Below are 18,717 nucleotides of genomic sequence, written 5' to 3' on the forward strand. Positions count from 1 at the left end.
GCTCGCGAAAGCGGTGTGTCATGCAACATCAATATCGACTGACACGACGCCTTCGCGAGCACGCCCGCTCCCACAGTTTTGATCGGTGTTGAATCAGGTACCGGCGATCAACTGCCGAGCAGCCTGGCTGTGATCAGCGATCAACCCTTTCAGATCCAGCCCTTCAACTTGCCCATCAATCACCCGCCACTTTCCGCCAACCATCACTCGATCCGCGCGATCCGCACCGCACAACAGCAGCGCAGAAACCGGATCGTGACTGCCGGAGAACCGCAGCTCATCCAGCTTGAACAGCGCCAGATCAGCCTGCTTGCCCGGCGCAATTTCACCGATGTCTGTGCGACCCAACAACTGCGCCGAACCTTTGGTGGCCCAGCCCAGCACGCGTTCCGGAGTGATCTTCTCGGCGCCGTAGCGCAGGCGTTGGATGTACAAAGCCTGACGCGTTTCGAGAATCATGTTCGAGGCGTCGTTGGACGCCGATCCGTCCACGCCAAGGCCTAGTGGCGCACCGGCGTCGGTCAGATCAATACTCGGGCAGATGCCGGAAGCCAGGCGCATGTTCGAGCTCGGGCAATGGCAGATACCGGTGCCGGCCGCGCCGAGGCGGGTGATTTCGTCCGGGTTGAAGTGGATGCCGTGGGCCAGCCAGGTACGCGGGCCGAGCCAGCCGACGCTGTCCAGATAATCCACGGTGCGCAGGCCGAAGCGTTGCAGGCAAAAGTCTTCTTCGTCGAGGGTTTCCGCCAGGTGCGTGTGCAGGCGCACGTCGAGCTTGTTCGCCAGTTCGGCACTGGCGGACATGATTTCCGGAGTCACCGAGAACGGCGAGCAAGGCGCCAGCGCGATCTGGATTTGCGCACCGTCGCCGCGTTCGTGGTACTCGGCGATCAGACGCTGGCTGTCATCAAGAATCACCTGGCCTTCCTGCACGGTTTGCTGCGGTGGCAGCCCGCCGTCCTTTTCGCCGAGGCTCATTGAACCGCGGGTCAGCATGGCGCGCATGCCCAGTTCACGAACGCTCTCGACTTGCACGTCGATCGCGTTTTCCAGGCCTTCGGGAAACAGGTAATGGTGATCGGCCGCCGTGGTGCAACCGGACAACAGCAACTCGGCCAACGCGACTTTGGTGGCGAGTGCTAGCTTTTCCGGAGTCAGGCGCGCCCAGACTGGATACAGGGTTTTCAGCCACGGGAACAACGGCTGGTTGACCACCGGCGCCCAGGCGCGGGTCAGGGTTTGATAGAAGTGGTGATGGGTGTTGATCAGGCCTGGCAGGATCACATGCTCGCGGGCATCGAACACTTCATGGCACGGCAGGGTAGGTTGTTGACCAGCGCCGAGCACTTCGACGATCACACCGTCTTGCAGCACCAGGCCGCCACGGGCATCGAGACCGTTGGCCGTGAAAATGGCGAGGGGATTTTTTAACCAGGTACGGATGGCAGGCATGTTGGCCGGCTCCTCTGAAAGTTGGGTTCAGGGTTGCCAGCTCAGTGTTGCCCTGTCTGCTGATCCAGGGTCGCCGGGGAGGCGAGGTGCGAAGTGTCGAACAAAACGCTGCCAGGGGCAAGCCCGGCCCGACAGGACAACACGAAACCCCTGTGGGAGCGGGCTTGCTCGCGAAAGCGGTGTGTCAGGCAACATCAATATCGACTGACACGACGCCTTCGCGAGCAAGCCCGCTCCCACATTTTGATCTGGGGTGTTACCAGGGAATGGTTTCACCCCGGTAATTGACGAAGTGATGCCCGCCCTTGCCGACATACGCGTTCACCTGATCAACCAACCCGCGCGTGCTGGTCTGCACATCAATGTCCGCACCTTCACCGCCCATGTCGGTCTTCACCCAGCCCGGATGCAGCGACAGCACGGTGAGTTTTGTATCGCCCAACTGGGTGACGAAACTGTTGGTCATGGAGTTCAGCGCAGCCTTGCTGGCCTTGTACAGCGCCAGTTCCGGAGCGTCAGGCATGGTCACGCTGCCCAGCACCGAACTCATGAATGCCAGCACGCCGGTGTCCGGGCGGATCTGCCCGACAAAGCGCTGCGCCAGGTTGATCGGCGCCACGGCGTTGGTGAAAAACAACTGACCGACGTCCGCCAGCCTCGCACCGCCGTTCGGTGTCTGGACTTCCGGTCCCTTGACCCCGGCATTGACGAACAGCAGGTCGAACACTTCGCCTTTGAGTTGCTGGTTCAGAGCGATCACCGCTTGCTGATCGTCCATGTCGAGCTTCTCCATCCGCACATCGCCCAAGGCCTGCAAGGCTTCGGCGTTCTGCGGGTTGCGCACGGTGGCGGTGACTTGCCAGCCATCGGCCAGCAGGGTCTTCACCAGACCGAGGCCCAAGCCCCGGGAGGCGCCGATGATGAGTGCGGTTTTTGCCGTAGACATGAGTGGCTTCCTTGAAAAGTCAGAGTCGTGGATTCAATGGACACTGATGCCCGAGCCGTTGTTGCAACTCTTCGCGCAGCGCGCCGAGTTCGGCCATGCGGGCTTCGATCAGTTTGAGTTTGTCTTGCAGCAGTTGCGTGACGGCCGTGTCGGGATCGGGCGACTGCCAGATCGTTGCGACGCTGTTGCCGATCTCGCCGAGGGTAAAGCCCAGCCGTTGAGCCGTCTTGATGTATTGCACCAGTTGCACCATGTCTGGCGGATAGTCGCGATAACCATTGGCGCTGCGTTGCGCAGCGATCAAACCGCGTTGCTCGTAGAAACGTAGCGTGTCGCGGCTGACGGCGCTGGCCTGGGCTAATTCACCGATGCGCATCATCACATCTCATGGAGGGCTTGACCCTAGAGCATACTCCAGGCTTTAGCGTTGTTGCTCCCTGAATTGATGGAGCAATGTCGATGTGGACTTCAACGCAATATCGCCGGTTGGTGCAAGGCAGTGCCTGGTATGACCTGATCGTTACGATCGCGTTTGTCACCCCGTGGAGTTTCGCAGCGCTGCATGGGCTTTTGACGGCTGTGAGTCAGGCTTTGAGTCTGCCTGGAGAGCTGCCGCCGTTCGCGCCGGTGCACATGTTGATGGCGAATCTGTTGGGCTCGATTGTTTGCGTGTGGGCGGTGCTGCGGATTCGTGACCCGCAGCAGGTTTATGGGCGGTATGACGCGGCGGCCAGATTCTTTTTTGCAGCTTGGCAGGCATATGCCCTGGCCCAGGGTGCGAGTTCGCTGCTGGTGGTTTTCCTGTTCTTTGAATTGTCGTTCGGCATTGCTCAAGTGTTGCCTGTCCGGACGCCTTCGCGAGCAAGCCCGCTCCCACATTGGATGGGTGTGAACTCGGTCAAATGTGGGAGCGGGCTTGCTCGCGAAGAGGCCCGCCAAAACAACCTCTAATGCCCGGCCTGCCACGGCTGCCCCAACGAAACCGGCGCATACAACCGTGTCCGCACCGCATCCCGCGACAACAGCACCAACACCACAATGGTCGCGACATACGGCAGCATCGCCAGCAGGCTTGACGGAATCGCCAGCCCCAAACCCTGCGCCACCAGGTGCAGGATGCTGGCGAGACCGAACAGGTACGCGCCCAGCAGCAGGCGCCACACCCGCCAACTGGCAAACACCACCAGCGCCAAGGCAATCCAGCCACGGCCGGCGCTTATGTTTTCCGCCCACATCGGCGTGTACGCCAGCGACAGATACGCCCCGGCCAACCCGGCCATCGCGCCGCCGAACAACACCGCCAGCGTCCGCACGCGCAACACCGGCAAGCCCATGGCGCTGGCTGCATCCGGGTTTTCTCCCACTGCCTGAATGATCAATCCGATGCGGCTTTTCAGAATCACCCAGGCCACCAGCGCAAACAGGGCGAACGACAAATACACCAGCAGGTCCTGGGCAAACAGCATCCGCCCGATCAGCGGAATCTCACTCACATACGGGATCGCCAGCGGTTCGAAACCCGCCAGCGGCTTGCCGACCCACGCCGCGCCGACAAAGGTCGACAGGCCCACGCCGAAAATCGTCAGCGCCAACCCGGTGGCCACTTGATTGGCGTTGAACACCAACGCCACCAACGCGAACAGCGACGACAACAGCATCCCGGCGAGCATCGCCAGCAACACGCCAAGCCACAGGTTGCCGCTGTTGAAGGCGACGATGAAACCGATCACCGCACCAAACAGCATCATCCCTTCCTGACCGAGGTTGAGCACTCCGCTTTTCTCGCAAATCAGTTCGCCCAACGCCACCAGCAACAACGGCGTACCGCAGCGGACCATGGCGTAGAAAATATTGCTCAGCAGATCGATATCCATCACAGCGCTCCTGCGGGTACGGCGGTGGTTGCGCGGCGGGTCCAGCCCAGGTTCAAACGCGGTCGATAGAGAATCAGCACATCACTGGCCAGCAGGAAAAACAGCATCATCCCCTGGAACAATTGGGTGATCGCTTGCGGCAGGTTCAGGCTCATTTGTGCGCTCTCGCCGCCGATGTACAGCAGCGCCATCAACAGGCTGGAAAACAGGATGCCGATCGGATTCAGCCGTCCGAGAAACACCACGGTGATCGCCGCGTAGCCATAACCCGGCGAGACCTGCGGCACCAGTTGGCCGATCGGCCCGGTGACTTCACACACGCCGGCCAGCCCCGCCAAACCGCCGCTGATCAACAGCGCGAGCCAGATCAGGCGCTTCTCGCGAAAGCCAACGAAACCGGCTGCACGTTTATCGAGCCCGAGCACTTTGATCTGGAACCCGACAAAGCTTTTCTGCAACAACACCCACACCGCCACCAAGGCAAGCAGGGCGAAATACACACCCGCGTGAACCCGGCCATCCTCCATCAACAACGGCAAACGACTGGCATCGCCGAACATCGCCGATTGTGGAAAGTTGAAACCTTCCGGGTCTTTCAGCGGACCGTGCACGCAGAACAGCAGAAGGTTCAGGGCGATGTAATTGAGCATGATGCTGGTGAGGATTTCGTTGGCGTTGAAACGTGTGCGCAACCACGCGGTCAGCCCCGCCCACGCGGCGCCGGCCAGGGTGCCCGCAAACAGGATCAGCACCAGTGCCCAGCGGCTTTGCATGTCGATGATATTCACCGCCAGCGCACTGCCAGCCAGTGCGCCGAGCAGCAATTGGCCTTCGGCGCCGATGTTCCAGATCCGCGCCTGATAGGCCACGGCGAGGCCCAACGCACAGAGCAGAATCGGCAAGGCTTTGACCAACAGTTCGGATACGCCATACAGGTCGCTTACCGGCGCGATCAACAGCGTGTGCAAGGTCAGTAACGGGTCGTGTCCCAGGGCGATAAACAGCAACGAGCCACAGCCCAGCGTGAGGACGGCGGCCAGCAACGGCGAGCACCACAGCATCAGGCGCGATTGCTGGCCACGGGGTTCAAGAGAAAGCAGCATGTGACACTCCGTTAAAGCGGTGCGGACGCAGGTGATTGAGGGGCGTCGAAGCGGCCGGCCATCCAGCCACCGACATCGATCAGACGCGTATCGACCGTGGCCCTGAGCGGCGACAGTCGCCCGCCGCACAGGGCGCCGAGGCGGTCGCTGATCTGGAACAGTTCGTCGAGGTCTTCGGAGATCACCAGGATCGCCGCACCCGCATCGCGCAAGACAATCAGCGCACGGTGAATGGTCGCCGCCGCGCCAACGTCCACGCCCCAGGTCGGGTGCGCGGCCACCAGCAATTTCGGTTGCTGAAGGATTTCCCGGCCGAGAATGAATTTCTGCAAATTACCGCCGGACAGGCTGCGAGCCGGTGTCTGGCTGTCCGGAGTCTTGACCCCGAAACGGCGAATGATTTCTTCGGCCAGTGCCTCGACTTTGCGGCGCTGCACCAAACCATTGCTCACCAGTCCCTGTTGAAACGCGGTGAGCAGGGCGTTGTCCGCCAGGCTCAGTTCCGGCACGGCGCCGTGGCCCAATCGTTCGGCGGGGACGAATGCCAGTCCTTGTCGACGTCGGACATCGGGGCGCAAATGCGCCACCGGCTCACCGGCGAAACTGATCGTCGCGGCGTTGTCGCGGGCCAACCGCTGTTCGCCACTGAGCAAGGCCAGCAATTCATCCTGACCATTGCCGGCGACACCCGCGATGCCGACGATTTCACCGCTGCGCACTTCAAGGTCGACGTTTTTCAGCGAACAGCCGAAGGGGTCAGGGTTGTGCCAGGACAGTCCCTTTACCTGCAAGAAAGCCTCGGCACCCGCCACCTTCGGATAGTCAGTGATCAACTCCGCTGCTTCGCCAACCATCAGCCGCGCCAGTTGCTGATCCGAACACTCGGCCGGCACACAATGTCCGGCCACCCGACCGCCGCGCAGCACCGTTGCGCTGTGGCACAGGGCGCGGACTTCGCCGAGTTTGTGGCTGATGAACAAAATGCTGCAGCCCTCGGCGGCGAGTCGGCGCAGGGTGACGAACAAGTCGTCGGCCTCTTGTGGCGTCAGCACGGAGGTCGGTTCATCGAGGATCAGCAGGCGGATGTCCTGCATCAGGCAGCGAATGATTTCGACCCGTTGCCGCTCGCCAATCGACAGGCTGTGGACAAGTCGCTCCGGCTCCAGCGCCATGCCATAACGTTGCGACACTTCACGGATCTTCGGCCCGAGCTGTTTCGGCGTGCCGGCCTTGGTACCCATGGCCAGGGCAATGTTCTGCGCCACGCTCAGGGTTTCGAACAACGAGAAATGCTGGAACACCATGCCGATCCCGAGGCCGCGAGCCTGGGCCGGGTTGCGCATAATCGCTCGCTGACCTTGCCAGAGCATTTCCCCGGCGTCGGCCTGGACGACGCCGTAGATGATCTTCATCAGCGTACTTTTGCCCGCACCGTTTTCGCCGAGCAGGGCATGGATTTCACCGGGCGCAATGCTCAGGTCGATGGCATCGTTGGCCAGGCAGCCGGGATAGCGTTTGCTGATTCTGCGCAATTGCAGGCGCGGCGTTTGATCGGGGATCGGCACGGAGTTGGGCATGACAGGCTCAAGGCGATTGGACTTATGCCTGTGGATAAAGCAATTTCCTGGCCATTGAGTCAGGAAAGCTGAAAAGTCATGCGGTGCAAGGTGTTGAGTCCGGTGCCTGGGTCAGTTTTGTTTCATGAACAGCACCACTTGGGAGCAATGCCCATGGGCAGGGCTCCAATCTTGCCCCGCATTTATTGATCAAAAAATGAGCAGTCAGGCGCGAGCTATGCCCGGCATGGTGCCGCGACAGGAATGAACGGGTTATCCACAGATTGCTCCACAGTATTTGTGCGCAAGCGCAAATGTCGGGCATAAGCGCGGGGCGGCTATCTTCTAAAGGTGATAAACCGCTCTAAGTATTTGTTTTTTCGTGAATTTGTACTTTTCGAAGGCGATTTGGACGAAAAGTGAGCAAAGCCCGCAAAGCCGCATGACAGAAGGGTTACAGCGGTATGTGCTCAGGTTATCCACAGCCGGGTGCACAGCAGATGTGGGCAACTGTCGGGTGCACGAGGCATAAGCAGTGCCCCAAAAAATCGCAGCCTTCGGCAGCTCTTACAGAAGAGCGCTGTCCTGTGTAGGAGCTGCCGAAGGCTGCGATCTTTTGATCGTTCAGCGCTGCAACAAAATGCGCCCGCGACTCAAATCAGCGAGCTGCTTTTGCAGCGTTTCAATCTGCGCTTTACCCACAGCCAATTGCAGTTCAACACCGTTGGCCGTGAAATCCTCTTGCACAACCAGCCCGCCGAGATCGGCGACCCGCAGCTTCACCAGCGCCAGCTCACTGAACGCGCAGGCACAACTCAGGGGCACCCGGCTGATCAACTCGAGCTTCGGCGCCGTTTGCAGGCATTTGTTGGCGCCACCGCCATAGGCTCGGGCGAGTCCGCCGGTGCCCAGCTGAATGCCGCCATACCAGCGGATCACCAGCACCGCGACCTGATCGCAATCCTGCGCCTCGATGGCCGCCAGTATCGGCCGGCCGGCGGTACCGCCAGGCTCGCCGTCGTCGGTGCTGCGGTATTGATCACCGAGCTTCCACGCCCAGCAATTGTGCGTGGCATTCAGGTCGCTGTTCTGTTCGATAAACGCTTGCGCCTCGGCAGGGCTGCCGATGGGCGCGGCGAAGGTAATGAAACGGCTTTTGCGAATCTCTTCGCGGTATTCGCAAACGCCGCTGAGGGTTAATGGCATAAGTGTCTTAAATGCTTGGCGTCAGGCCGCAGCCCTTGAGAATGATGCGGATCAGGTTGTTGCCGGCGTCTTCCATGTCCTGCTTGGTCAACTTGGTGCGGCCGCTGACGCGGCAGATCTGCGTGGCGAAATCGGCGTAGTGCTGGGTGCTGCCCCACAACAGGAAGATCAGGTTGACCGGGTCGACCGGGTCCATTTTACCGGCGTCGATCCACGCCTGAAACACCGCCGCCCGGCCCTGGAACCAGGTGCGGTAGTCCTGGTTGAAATATTCGGTCAGGCATTCGCCACCGCTGATGACTTCCATGGCGAAGATTCGTGAAGCTTGCGGCTGACGCCGGGAAAACTCCATTTTCGCGCGGATGTAACGGGTCAGCGCTTCCGCCGGATCGTCCTCGGCGGTCAATGTGTTGAAGGTGCTGTCCCACAACTCGATGATGTTGCTCAGCACCGCCACGTACAAACCCAGTTTATTGGTGAAGTAGTAATGCAGGTTCGCCTTCGGTAACCCGGCATTCAGGGCGATGGTGTTCATGCTGGTGCCTTTGAACCCGTGACGGGCGAACTCGTCTTCGGCGGCTTTGATGATGGTCTCTTCGTTTTTCTGACGAATGCGGCTGGCGGGTTTGCCGCCGTGAGCTGGGACTTCAAAGGTCATAGGCACTTCCGGTCGAGTGGGTGGGTGCAGGCCATTGCGTTGATAGCGCACCCACAGGCTTCAGACAAGCCCTTATGCGGCGCAATGATGATTAACGCGTCGCGGCGAGGCTTTCCAGAAAACTTTCCAGAACCAGATGAGGACGACGACCCTTGCGGGTGACCGAGGCGAGGCTCAAGTCATAGAAACGCGTTTTTGATTTCAGCGCTCGCAACCGGCCTTGTTGCACCCAAAGGCTCGCGTAATGGTCCGGCAGGTAACCGATATAGCGACCGGTCAAAATCAGGAACGCCATGCCTTCACGGTCCGACGCACTGGCGGTGCAATTGAGCGCCTGGTAATGAGCCTGGATTTCCGCTGGCAAACGGAAGGTCGGGGCAATGGCGTCCTGGCTGTTGAGGCGCGCATCGTCCAGTTGCTTGTCATCGACATAAAACAGCGGATGGCCGACTGCGCAATACAGCAGTGAGCGTTCGCTATACAACGGTTGATACTCCAACCCCGACAACGCACTGGCTTGCGGTACTACGCCGACGTGCAAGCGACCGTCGAGCACGCCTTGTTCCACTTCATTGGGCGCGATCATGCGGATCTGGATCTGCACGTCGGGCCCGCGTTCCTTCAATTGCGCCAAGGCGTGGGTGATGCGCATGTGGGGCAGGGTGACCAGGTTGTCGGTCAGGCCAATCGTCAATTCGCCGCGCAAGTGCTGGTGCAGGCCGTTGACCTCGGTGCGAAAGCTTTCGAGTGCACTCAATAGCTGCAACGCCGACTGATACACCTCGCGGCCTTCTTCTGTCAGAGAAAAACCGGCACGACCGCGCTGGCACAGGCGTAAACCGAGGCGCTGCTCAAGATCGCTCATCTGCTGGCTGATGGCCGAGCGACCGATACCGAGCACGCTTTCGGCCGCGGAGAACCCACCGCATTCGACGACGCTGCGAAAGATCCGCAACAAACGAATATCGAAGTCGCTGACTTGCGCCAGGGGATCGGGGCGACGAACACTCATAGTTTAGCGGTGACCTGACTAAAGGTTAGAAAAGTTGGATTTCACCGACTTTATCCCCGTGGCAATTTAGCTGCAAGAACGGTTTTTCTCCCTATGCCGCTTATCGCCTTGCGAGGTTTCGCCCATGAACTTGCCTGAAAACGCCCCGTCTTCCCTGGCTAGCCAGCTCAAGCTCGACGCTCACTGGATGCCATACACCGCCAACCGTAACTTTCAGCGCGACCCACGCCTGATCGTTGGTGCAGAAGGCAGCTGGCTGATCGATGACAAGGGCCGCAAGGTTTATGACTCGCTGTCCGGTCTGTGGACCTGCGGCGCCGGGCACACTCGCAAGGAAATCCAGGAAGCGGTGGCCAAGCAACTGGGCACTCTCGACTATTCGCCAGGCTTCCAGTACGGCCATCCGCTGTCGTTCCAATTGGCTGAGAAAATTACCGATCTGACGCCGGGCAACCTGAACCATGTGTTCTTCACTGACTCGGGCTCCGAGTGTGCCGACACCGCGGTGAAGATGGTTCGTGCTTACTGGCGTCTGAAAGGCCAGTCGACCAAGACCAAAATGATCGGCCGTGCCCGTGGTTATCACGGTGTGAACATCGCTGGCACCAGCCTCGGTGGCGTGAACGGCAACCGCAAACTGTTCGGTCAGTCGATGATGGATGTCGACCACCTGCCGCACACTTTGCTGGCAAGCAACGCTTACTCCCGTGGCATGCCGGAGCAGGGCGGTATCGCTCTGGCTGACGAACTGCTGAAGCTGATCGAGTTGCACGATGCGTCGAACATCGCCGCCGTGTTCGTCGAGCCTCTGGCCGGTTCCGCCGGCGTGCTGGTTCCGCCTCAGGGTTACCTCAAGCGTCTGCGCGAAATCTGCGACCAGCACAACATCCTGCTGGTGTTCGACGAAGTGATCACTGGTTTCGGCCGCACCGGCACCATGTTCGGCGCGACCACCTTCGGCGTGACCCCGGACCTGATGTGCATTGCCAAACAAGTCACCAACGGCGCAATACCGATGGGCGCGGTGATTGCCAGCTCCGAGATCTACCAGACCTTCATGAACCAGGCGACGCCTGAGTACGCGGTGGAATTCCCGCACGGCTACACCTATTCCGCCCACCCTGTTGCTTGTGCCGCTGGCCTGGCAGCACTCGACCTGCTGCAAAAGGAAAACCTGGTGCAGAGCGTGGCCGAAGTCGCGCCGCATTTCGAAAATGCACTGCATGGCCTGAAGGGCACCAAGAACATCATCGACATCCGCAACTTCGGCCTGGCCGGTGCGATCCAGATTGCACCGCGTGACGGCGACGCCATCGTGCGTCCGTTCGAAGCCGGCATGGCGCTGTGGAAAGCCGGGTTCTACGTACGCTTCGGCGGCGATACCCTGCAGTTCGGCCCAACCTTCAACAGCAAGCCGCAAGACCTGGATCGTCTGTTCGACGCGGTCGGCGAAGTGCTGAGCAAGATCGACTGATTTCTCCTTCTATATATATAAACAACGGGCGCTCGGAAACGGGCGCCTGTGGACAACTTTTCAGGAGCTTCCATGAGCGTTATTCCGCATTTGATCAATGGCGAACTAGTGACCGAGAACGGTCGCGCAGTTGATGTGTTCAACCCGTCGACTGGTCAGGCCATTCACAAGTTGCCGCTGGCCACCCGCGAAACCATCCAGAGCGCCATCGACGCTGCCAAGGCTGCATTCCCGGCCTGGCGCAACACACCACCGGCCAAGCGTGCCCAAGTGATGTTCCGCTTCAAGCAACTGTTGGAGCAGAACGAAGCGCGCATCTCGCAATTGATCAGCGAAGAACACGGCAAGACTCTCGAAGATGCTGCCGGCGAGCTGAAGCGCGGTATCGAGAACGTCGAGTTCGCTTGCGCGGCTCCGGAAATCCTCAAGGGCGAATACAGCCGTAACGTCGGCCCGAACATCGATGCCTGGTCGGACTTCCAGCCGCTGGGCGTGGTGGCTGGTATCACCCCGTTCAACTTCCCGGCGATGGTTCCGCTGTGGATGTACCCGCTGGCGATCGTCTGTGGCAACTGCTTCATCCTCAAACCATCCGAGCGTGATCCAAGCTCGACCCTGCTGATTGCACAACTGCTTATCGAAGCTGGCCTTCCGAAAGGTGTGCTGAGCGTGGTGCACGGCGACAAGACTGCGGTGGATGCGTTGATCGAAGCACCGGAAGTCAAAGCGCTGAGCTTCGTGGGTTCGACACCGATTGCCGAGTACATCTATTCCGAGGGCACCAAGCGTGGCAAACGCGTCCAGGCTCTGGGCGGAGCGAAGAACCATGCGGTGTTGATGCCGGATGCGGATCTGGACAATGCGGTCAGCGCACTGATGGGCGCGGCTTACGGTTCTTGCGGTGAGCGTTGCATGGCGATTTCGGTGGCCGTGTGCGTAGGTGATCAGGTTGCCGATGCACTGGTGGCCAAGCTGACGCCGCAGATCAAGGCATTGAAAATTGGTGCGGGCACTTCCTGCGGTCTGGACATGGGGCCGTTGGTTACCGGTCAGGCGCGTGACAAGGTCAGCGGTTATGTCGAAGACGGCGTAGCGGCTGGCGCAACACTGGTGGTGGATGGTCGTGGTCTGACCGTGACCGGTCATGAGGAAGGCTTCTTCCTGGGTGGCTGCCTGTTCGACAACGTCACACCAGAGATGCGTATCTATAAAGAAGAGATCTTCGGGCCGGTGCTGTGCATCGTTCGGGTTAACAGCCTGGAAGAAGCCATGCAGCTGATCAACGATCACGAATACGGCAACGGCACTTGCATCTTCACCCGTGACGGCGAAGCGGCGCGGTTGTTCTGCGATGAGATCGAAGTGGGTATGGTCGGTGTGAACGTACCGTTGCCAGTGCCAGTGGCTTACCACAGCTTTGGCGGCTGGAAGCGTTCGCTGTTCGGCGATCTGCACGCCTACGGTCCGGATGGCGTGCGTTTCTATACGCGCCGCAAAGCCATCACTCAGCGCTGGCCACAACGCGCCAGCCATGAAGCTTCGCAGTTCGCGTTCCCTAGCTTGTAAGTAGAAGGGAAGAAGGCCGGCCCATTTGGGCCGGCCTTCGCGTTTCTGGGCTTTTTTGACTTATATGACAGTTTTGTGAAAATAGGTGTTGACGGCAGATCTCAGGTGTCTATAATTCGCCCCACTTCCGGCGCAGTCGAAACGGAAAACTCCTTGGTAAACAACGAGTTACGCAGTTTTCGGCAGCAAGTTGCTTCAGGTCATCGAAGCCAAAAGGAAGTTGAAAAAGAGGTGTTGACAGCAGCGTGTAACGCTGTAGAATTCGCCTCCCGCTGATGAGAGATCTGAAGCGCAAGTGGTTGAAGTTGTTGGGGAATTCCTCGAAAGCTTCTGAAAATAATCACTTGACAGCAAATGAGGCTGCTGTAGAATGCGCGCCTCGGTTGAGACGAAAGATCTTAACCAACCGCTCTTTAACAACTGAATCAAGCAATTCGTGTGGGTGCTTGTGGAGTCAGGCTGCTAGTCAACAGATTATCAGCATCACAAGTTACTCCGCGAGAAATCAAAGATGTAACCAACGATTGCTGAGCCAAGTTTAGGGTTTTCTCAAAACCCAAAGATGTTTGAACTGAAGAGTTTGATCATGGCTCAGATTGAACGCTGGCGGCAGGCCTAACACATGCAAGTCGAGCGGATGACAGGAGCTTGCTCCTGAATTCAGCGGCGGACGGGTGAGTAATGCCTAGGAATCTGCCTGGTAGTGGGGGACAACGTCTCGAAAGGGACGCTAATACCGCATACGTCCTACGGGAGAAAGCAGGGGACCTTCGGGCCTTGCGCTATCAGATGAGCCTAGGTCGGATTAGCTAGTTGGTGAGGTAATGGCTCACCAAGGCGACGATCCGTAACTGGTCTGAGAGGATGATCAGTCACACTGGAACTGAGACACGGTCCAGACTCCTACGGGAGGCAGCAGTGGGGAATATTGGACAATGGGCGAAAGCCTGATCCAGCCATGCCGCGTGTGTGAAGAAGGTCTTCGGATTGTAAAGCACTTTAAGTTGGGAGGAAGGGCATTAACCTAATACGTTAGTGTTTTGACGTTACCGACAGAATAAGCACCGGCTAACTCTGTGCCAGCAGCCGCGGTAATACAGAGGGTGCAAGCGTTAATCGGAATTACTGGGCGTAAAGCGCGCGTAGGTGGTTCGTTAAGTTGGATGTGAAAGCCCCGGGCTCAACCTGGGAACTGCATTCAAAACTGACGAGCTAGAGTATGGTAGAGGGTGGTGGAATTTCCTGTGTAGCGGTGAAATGCGTAGATATAGGAAGGAACACCAGTGGCGAAGGCGACCACCTGGACTGATACTGACACTGAGGTGCGAAAGCGTGGGGAGCAAACAGGATTAGATACCCTGGTAGTCCACGCCGTAAACGATGTCAACTAGCCGTTGGGAGCCTTGAGCTCTTAGTGGCGCAGCTAACGCATTAAGTTGACCGCCTGGGGAGTACGGCCGCAAGGTTAAAACTCAAATGAATTGACGGGGGCCCGCACAAGCGGTGGAGCATGTGGTTTAATTCGAAGCAACGCGAAGAACCTTACCAGGCCTTGACATCCAATGAACTTTCCAGAGATGGATTGGTACCTTCGGGAACATTGAGACAGGTGCTGCATGGCTGTCGTCAGCTCGTGTCGTGAGATGTTGGGTTAAGTCCCGTAACGAGCGCAACCCTTGTCCTTAGTTACCAGCACATAATGGTGGGCACTCTAAGGAGACTGCCGGTGACAAACCGGAGGAAGGTGGGGATGACGTCAAGTCATCATGGCCCTTACGGCCTGGGCTACACACGTGCTACAATGGTCGGTACAGAGGGTTGCCAAGCCGCGAGGTGGAGCTAATCCCACAAAACCGATCGTAGTCCGGATCGCAGTCTGCAACTCGACTGCGTGAAGTCGGAATCGCTAGTAATCGCGAATCAGAATGTCGCGGTGAATACGTTCCCGGGCCTTGTACACACCGCCCGTCACACCATGGGAGTGGGTTGCACCAGAAGTAGCTAGTCTAACCTTCGGGAGGACGGTTACCACGGTGTGATTCATGACTGGGGTGAAGTCGTAACAAGGTAGCCGTAGGGGAACCTGCGGCTGGATCACCTCCTTAATCGACGACTCAGCTGCTTCATGAGCTCCCACACGAATTGCTTGATTCATTGAAGAAGACGAAAGAAGCAGCCATTAGGGTTGTAGCTTGGTTGGTTAGAGCGCACCCCATGCTCTGTGGTTAAGAGCAGGGTGAGGTCGGCCTTAGCAGCTCGAAATTGGGTCTGTAGCTCAGTTGGTTAGAGCGCACCCCTGATAAGGGTGAGGTCGGCAGTTCGAATCTGCCCAGACCCACCAATTTTGTGTGGGAAACGCCTGTAGAAATACGGGGCCATAGCTCAGCTGGGAGAGCGCCTGCCTTGCACGCAGGAGGTCAACGGTTCGATCCCGTTTGGCTCCACCACTACTGCTTCTGAAGTAAAGCTTAGAAATGAGCATTCCATCGGTGTCGATGATGAATGTTGATTTCTAGTCTTTGACTAGTTCGTTCTTTAAAAATTTGGGTATGTGATAGAAAGATAGACTGGACGTTACTTTCACTGGTAACGGATCAGGCTAAGGTAAAATTTGTGAGTTCTCTTAGTTGAGAAATTCGAATTTTCGGCGAATGTCGTCTTCACAGTATAACCAGATTGCTTGGGGTTATATGGTCAAGTGAAGAAGCGCATACGGTGGATGCCTTGGCAGTCAGAGGCGATGAAAGACGTGGTAGCCTGCGAAAAGCTTCGGGGAGTCGGCAAACAGACTTTGATCCGGAGATGTCTGAATGGGGGAACCCAGCCATCATAAGATGGTTATCTTGTACTGAATACATAGGTGCAAGAGGCGAACCAGGGGAACTGAAACATCTAAGTACCCTGAGGAAAAGAAATCAACCGAGATTCCCTTAGTAGTGGCGAGCGAACGGGGACTAGCCCTTAAGTGGCTTTGAGATTAGCGGAACGCTCTGGAAAGTGCGGCCATAGTGGGTGATAGCCCTGTACGCGAAAATCTCTTGGTCATGAAATCGAGTAGGACGGAGCACGAGAAACTTTGTCTGAATATGGGGGGACCATCCTCCAAGGCTAAATACTACTGACTGACCGATAGTGAACTAGTACCGTGAGGGAAAGGCGAAAAGAACCCCGGAGAGGGGAGTGAAATAGATCCTGAAACCGTATGCGTACAAGCAGTGGGAGCCTACTTTGTTAGGTGACTGCGTACCTTTTGTATAATGGGTCAGCGACTTATTTTCAGTGGCGAGCTTAACCGAATAGGGGAGGCGTAGCGAAAGCGAGTCTTAATAGGGCGTCTAGTCGCTGGGAATAGACCCGAAACCGGGCGATCTATCCATGGGCAGGTTGAAGGTTGGGTAACACTAACTGGAGGACCGAACCGACTACCGTTGAAAAGTTAGCGGATGACCTGTGGATCGGAGTGAAAGGCTAATCAAGCTCGGAGATAGCTGGTTCTCCTCGAAAGCTATTTAGGTAGCGCCTCATGTATCACTGTAGGGGGTAGAGCACTGTTTCGGCTAGGGGGTCATCCCGACTTACCAAACCGATGCAAACTCCGAATACCTACAAGTGCCGAGCATGGGAGACACACGGCGGGTGCTAACGTCCGTCGTGAAAAGGGAAACAACCCAGACCGTCAGCTAAGGTCCCAAAGTTATGGTTAAGTGGGAAACGATGTGGGAAGGCTTAGACAGCTAGGAGGTTGGCTTAGAAGCAGCCACCCTTTAAAGAAAGCGTAATAGCTCACTAGTCGAGTCGGCCTGCGCGGAAGATGTAACGGGGCTCAAACCATACACCGAAGCTACGGGTATCACTTAGGTGATGCGGTAGAGGAGCGTTCTGTAAGCCTGTGAAGGTGAGTTGAGAAGCTTGCTGGAGGTATCAGAAGTGCGAATGCTGACATGAGTAACGACAATGGGTGTGAAAAACACCCACGCCGAAAGACCAAGGTTTCCTGCGCAACGTTAATCGACGCAGGGTTAGTCGGTCCCTAAGGCGAGGCTGAAAAGCGTAGTCGATGGAAAACAGGTTAATATTCCTGTACTTCTGGTTATTGCGATGGAGGGACGGAGAAGGCTAGGCCAGCTTGGCGTTGGTTGTCCAAGTTTAAGGTGGTAGGCTGGAATCTTAGGTAAATCCGGGATTCTAAGGCCGAGAGCTGATGACGAGTTACCCTTTGGGTGACGAAGTGGTTGATGCCATGCTTCCAAGAAAAGCTTCTAAGCTTCAGGTAACCAGGAACCGTACCCCAAACCGACACAGGTGGTTGGGTAGAGAATACCAAGGCGCTTGAGAGAACTCGGGTGAAGGAACTAGGCAAAATGGCACCGTAACTTCGGGAGAAGGTGCGCCGGTGAGGGTGAAGGACTTGCTCCGTAAGCCCACGCCGGTCGAAGATACCAGGCCGCTGCGACTGTTTATTAAAAACACAGCACTCTGCAAACACGAAAGTGGACGTATAGGGTGTGACGCCTGCCCGGTGCCGGAAGGTTAATTGATGGGGTTAGCTAACGCGAAGCTCTTGATCGAAGCCCCGGTAAACGGCGGCCGTAACTATAACGGTCCTAAGGTAGCGAAATTCCTTGTCGGGTAAGTTCCGACCTGCACGAATGGCGTAACGATGGCGGCGCTGTCTCCACCCGAGACTCAGTGAAATTGAAATCGCTGTGAAGATGCAGTGTATCCGCGGCTAGACGGAAAGACCCCGTGAACCTTTACTATAGCTTTGCACTGGACTTTGAATTTGCTTGTGTAGGATAGGTGGGAGGCTTTGAAGCGTGGACGCCAGTTCGCGTGGAGCCAACCTTGAAATACCACCCTGGCAACTTTGAGGTTCTAACTCAGGTCCGTTATCCGGATCGAGGACAGTGTATGGTGGGTAGTTTGACTGGGGCGGTCTCCTCCTAAAGAGTAACGGAGGAGTACGAAGGTGCGCTCAGACCGGTCGGAAATCGGTCGTAGAGTATAAAGGCAAAAGCGCGCTTGACTGCGAGACAGACACGTCGAGCAGGTACGAAAGTAGGTCTTAGTGATCCGGTGGTTCTGTATGGAAGGGCCATCGCTCAACGGATAAAAGGTACTCCGGGGATAACAGGCTGATACCGCCCAAGAGTTCATATCGACGGCGGTGTTTGGCACCTCGATGTCGGCTCATCACATCCTGGGGCTGAAGCCGGTCCCAAGGGTATGGCTGTTCGCCATTTAAAGTGGTACGCGAGCTGGGTTTAGAACGTCGTGAGACAGTTCGGTCCCTATCTGCCGTGGACGTTTGAGATTTGAGAGGGGCTGCTCCTAGTACGAGAGGACCGGAGTGGACGAACCTCTGGTGTTCCGGTTGTCACGCCAGTGGCATTGCCGGGTAGCTATGTTCGGAATAGATAACCGCTGAAAGCATCTAAGCGGGAAACTAGCCTCAAGATGAGATCTCACTGGGACCTTGAGTCCCCTGAAGGGCCGTCGAAGACTACGACGTTGATAGGTTGGGTGTGTAAGCGCTGTGAGGCGTTGAGCTAACCAATACTAATTGCCCGTGAGGCTTGACCATATAACACCCAAGCAATTTGCGCGTAAAAGCCAGATTGCGGTGTGTGAAGACGAAAGAACCGAAAGTTCGACGCTTACAAAACACCGAAAACTATCGCATACCCAATTTGCTGAAGCGCGGCCGACTGGCCACGATTCGGTACCCGAATTTCTTGACGACCATAGAGCGTTGGAACCACCTGATCCCATCCCGAACTCAGCAGTGAAACGATGCATCGCCGATGGTAGTGTGGGGTTTCCCCATGTGAGAGTAGGTCATCGTCAAGATTAAATTCCGAAACCCCAAT

At 57.4% G+C, this 18,717-nt stretch carries 12 protein-coding genes, 2 tRNA genes and 3 rRNA genes; 8 read left to right on the forward strand and 9 right to left on the reverse strand.

What is annotated here, in order from left to right; all coding sequences use genetic code 11:
• Window positions 1–93: 93 nt before the first annotated feature.
• The 3 genes from V6Z53_RS05750 to V6Z53_RS05760 form a co-directional block, all read right to left on the reverse strand.
• Window positions 94–1,452 carry an 8-oxoguanine deaminase gene (locus tag V6Z53_RS05750; protein ID WP_338584564.1) on the reverse strand — a complete coding sequence of 453 codons (1,359 nt, stop codon included), beginning with the start codon at window positions 1,450–1,452 and terminating at the stop codon, window positions 94–96.
• 256 nt (window positions 1,453–1,708) lie between these two features.
• Entirely contained in the window at window positions 1,709–2,398 is a 690-nt protein-coding gene (locus V6Z53_RS05755; protein WP_338584565.1) for an SDR family oxidoreductase, read from the reverse strand.
• Window positions 2,399–2,417: 19 nt separating this feature from the next.
• Window positions 2,418–2,774, reverse strand: a complete 357-nt coding sequence (locus V6Z53_RS05760; protein ID WP_338586453.1) for a MerR family transcriptional regulator — start codon at window positions 2,772–2,774, stop codon at window positions 2,418–2,420.
• A gap of 83 nt (window positions 2,775–2,857) precedes the next feature.
• Here V6Z53_RS05760 and V6Z53_RS05765 point away from each other — a divergent pair, with 83 nt between their 5' ends.
• The gene (locus tag V6Z53_RS05765; protein WP_338584566.1) at window positions 2,858–3,349 is read left to right on the forward strand and encodes a hypothetical protein; all 492 of its coding nucleotides are present in this window, start codon (window positions 2,858–2,860) and stop codon (window positions 3,347–3,349) included.
• Here the strand turns inward: V6Z53_RS05765 and V6Z53_RS05770 are convergent.
• The 6 genes from V6Z53_RS05770 to V6Z53_RS05795 all read right to left on the reverse strand — a co-directional run bounded on the left by V6Z53_RS05770 (window position 3,346) and on the right by V6Z53_RS05795 (window position 9,807).
• Complete coding sequence (locus tag V6Z53_RS05770) at window positions 3,346–4,272, reverse strand: ABC transporter permease (protein ID WP_338584567.1); 927 nt, start codon at window positions 4,270–4,272, stop codon at window positions 3,346–3,348. The two genes, V6Z53_RS05765 and V6Z53_RS05770, sit on opposite strands and share 4 nt — an antisense overlap.
• Window positions 4,272–5,375, reverse strand: coding sequence for an ABC transporter permease (locus V6Z53_RS05775; protein ID WP_338584568.1), 1,104 nt, complete (start codon window positions 5,373–5,375; stop codon window positions 4,272–4,274). Before V6Z53_RS05775 ends, V6Z53_RS05770 begins: the two co-directional genes overlap by 1 nt.
• Window positions 5,376–5,386: 11 nt before the next feature.
• A complete protein-coding gene (locus tag V6Z53_RS05780) occupies window positions 5,387–6,952 on the reverse strand; it encodes an ABC transporter ATP-binding protein (RefSeq protein WP_338584569.1) in 1,566 nt (521 codons plus the stop codon).
• Window positions 6,953–7,555: 603 nt separating this feature from the next.
• A complete protein-coding gene (locus V6Z53_RS05785) occupies window positions 7,556–8,137 on the reverse strand; it encodes a YigZ family protein (protein ID WP_338584570.1) in 582 nt (193 codons plus the stop codon).
• A 7-nt stretch (window positions 8,138–8,144) separates the two neighbouring features.
• Complete coding sequence (locus tag V6Z53_RS05790; protein WP_218441699.1) at window positions 8,145–8,795, reverse strand: TetR/AcrR family transcriptional regulator; 651 nt, start codon at window positions 8,793–8,795, stop codon at window positions 8,145–8,147.
• A 91-nt stretch (window positions 8,796–8,886) separates the two neighbouring features.
• Entirely contained in the window at window positions 8,887–9,807 is a 921-nt protein-coding gene (locus V6Z53_RS05795; RefSeq protein ID WP_338584572.1) for a LysR family transcriptional regulator, read from the reverse strand.
• A gap of 124 nt (window positions 9,808–9,931) precedes the next feature.
• Between V6Z53_RS05795 and V6Z53_RS05800 the strand changes: the two genes are divergently transcribed.
• The 7 genes from V6Z53_RS05800 (at window position 9,932) to rrf (ending at window position 18,697) form a co-directional block, all read left to right on the forward strand.
• Window positions 9,932–11,281: an aspartate aminotransferase family protein gene (locus V6Z53_RS05800; protein WP_338584573.1), complete on the forward strand. Its 1,350-nt coding sequence runs from the start codon at window positions 9,932–9,934 to the stop codon at window positions 11,279–11,281.
• Window positions 11,282–11,353: 72 nt separating this feature from the next.
• On the forward strand, window positions 11,354–12,847 hold the full coding sequence (locus V6Z53_RS05805; RefSeq protein ID WP_338584574.1) for a CoA-acylating methylmalonate-semialdehyde dehydrogenase: 1,494 nt from the start codon (window positions 11,354–11,356) through the stop codon (window positions 12,845–12,847).
• A gap of 568 nt (window positions 12,848–13,415) precedes the next feature.
• Window positions 13,416–14,952, forward strand: a 16S ribosomal RNA gene (locus V6Z53_RS05810).
• A 159-nt stretch (window positions 14,953–15,111) separates the two neighbouring features.
• Window positions 15,112–15,188: transfer RNA gene (locus V6Z53_RS05815), tRNA-Ile, on the forward strand.
• A gap of 30 nt (window positions 15,189–15,218) precedes the next feature.
• Window positions 15,219–15,294: transfer RNA gene (locus V6Z53_RS05820), tRNA-Ala, on the forward strand.
• Between the two features lie 245 nt (window positions 15,295–15,539).
• Window positions 15,540–18,431: ribosomal RNA gene (locus V6Z53_RS05825) — 23S ribosomal RNA — on the forward strand.
• 150 nt (window positions 18,432–18,581) lie between these two features.
• Window positions 18,582–18,697: ribosomal RNA gene (gene rrf, locus V6Z53_RS05830) — 5S ribosomal RNA — on the forward strand.
• Together the 16S, 23S and 5S rRNA genes with 2 tRNA genes alongside form the textbook arrangement of a ribosomal RNA operon.
• Window positions 18,698–18,717: the final 20 nt, after the last annotated feature.

The sequence above is a fragment of the Pseudomonas sp. MAG733B genome (genome assembly GCF_036884845.1).
Taxonomy (GTDB): Bacteria; Pseudomonadota; Gammaproteobacteria; order Pseudomonadales; family Pseudomonadaceae; genus Aquipseudomonas.

Excerpts from the sequence above, each read along its gene's own strand:
- V6Z53_RS05770 (WP_338584567.1), bottom strand. The coding sequence starts at position 4,272 with ATGGATATCGATCTGCTGAGCAATATTTTCTACGCCATGGTCCGCTGC.
- V6Z53_RS05785 (WP_338584570.1), bottom strand. The coding sequence starts at position 8,137 with ATGCCATTAACCCTCAGCGGCGTTTGCGAATACCGCGAAGAGATTCGC.
- V6Z53_RS05805 (WP_338584574.1), top strand. The coding sequence starts at position 11,354 with ATGAGCGTTATTCCGCATTTGATCAATGGCGAACTAGTGACCGAGAAC.
- V6Z53_RS05760 (WP_338586453.1), bottom strand. The coding sequence starts at position 2,774 with ATGCGCATCGGTGAATTAGCCCAGGCCAGCGCCGTCAGCCGCGACACG.
- V6Z53_RS05795 (WP_338584572.1), bottom strand. The coding sequence starts at position 9,807 with ATGAGTGTTCGTCGCCCCGATCCCCTGGCGCAAGTCAGCGACTTCGAT.
- V6Z53_RS05765 (WP_338584566.1), top strand. The coding sequence starts at position 2,858 with ATGTGGACTTCAACGCAATATCGCCGGTTGGTGCAAGGCAGTGCCTGG.
- V6Z53_RS05800 (WP_338584573.1), top strand. The coding sequence starts at position 9,932 with ATGAACTTGCCTGAAAACGCCCCGTCTTCCCTGGCTAGCCAGCTCAAG.
- V6Z53_RS05755 (WP_338584565.1), bottom strand. The coding sequence starts at position 2,398 with ATGTCTACGGCAAAAACCGCACTCATCATCGGCGCCTCCCGGGGCTTG.
- V6Z53_RS05790 (WP_218441699.1), bottom strand. The coding sequence starts at position 8,795 with ATGACCTTTGAAGTCCCAGCTCACGGCGGCAAACCCGCCAGCCGCATT.
- V6Z53_RS05780 (WP_338584569.1), bottom strand. The coding sequence starts at position 6,952 with ATGCCCAACTCCGTGCCGATCCCCGATCAAACGCCGCGCCTGCAATTG.
- V6Z53_RS05750 (WP_338584564.1), bottom strand. The coding sequence starts at position 1,452 with ATGCCTGCCATCCGTACCTGGTTAAAAAATCCCCTCGCCATTTTCACG.
- V6Z53_RS05775 (WP_338584568.1), bottom strand. The coding sequence starts at position 5,375 with ATGCTGCTTTCTCTTGAACCCCGTGGCCAGCAATCGCGCCTGATGCTG.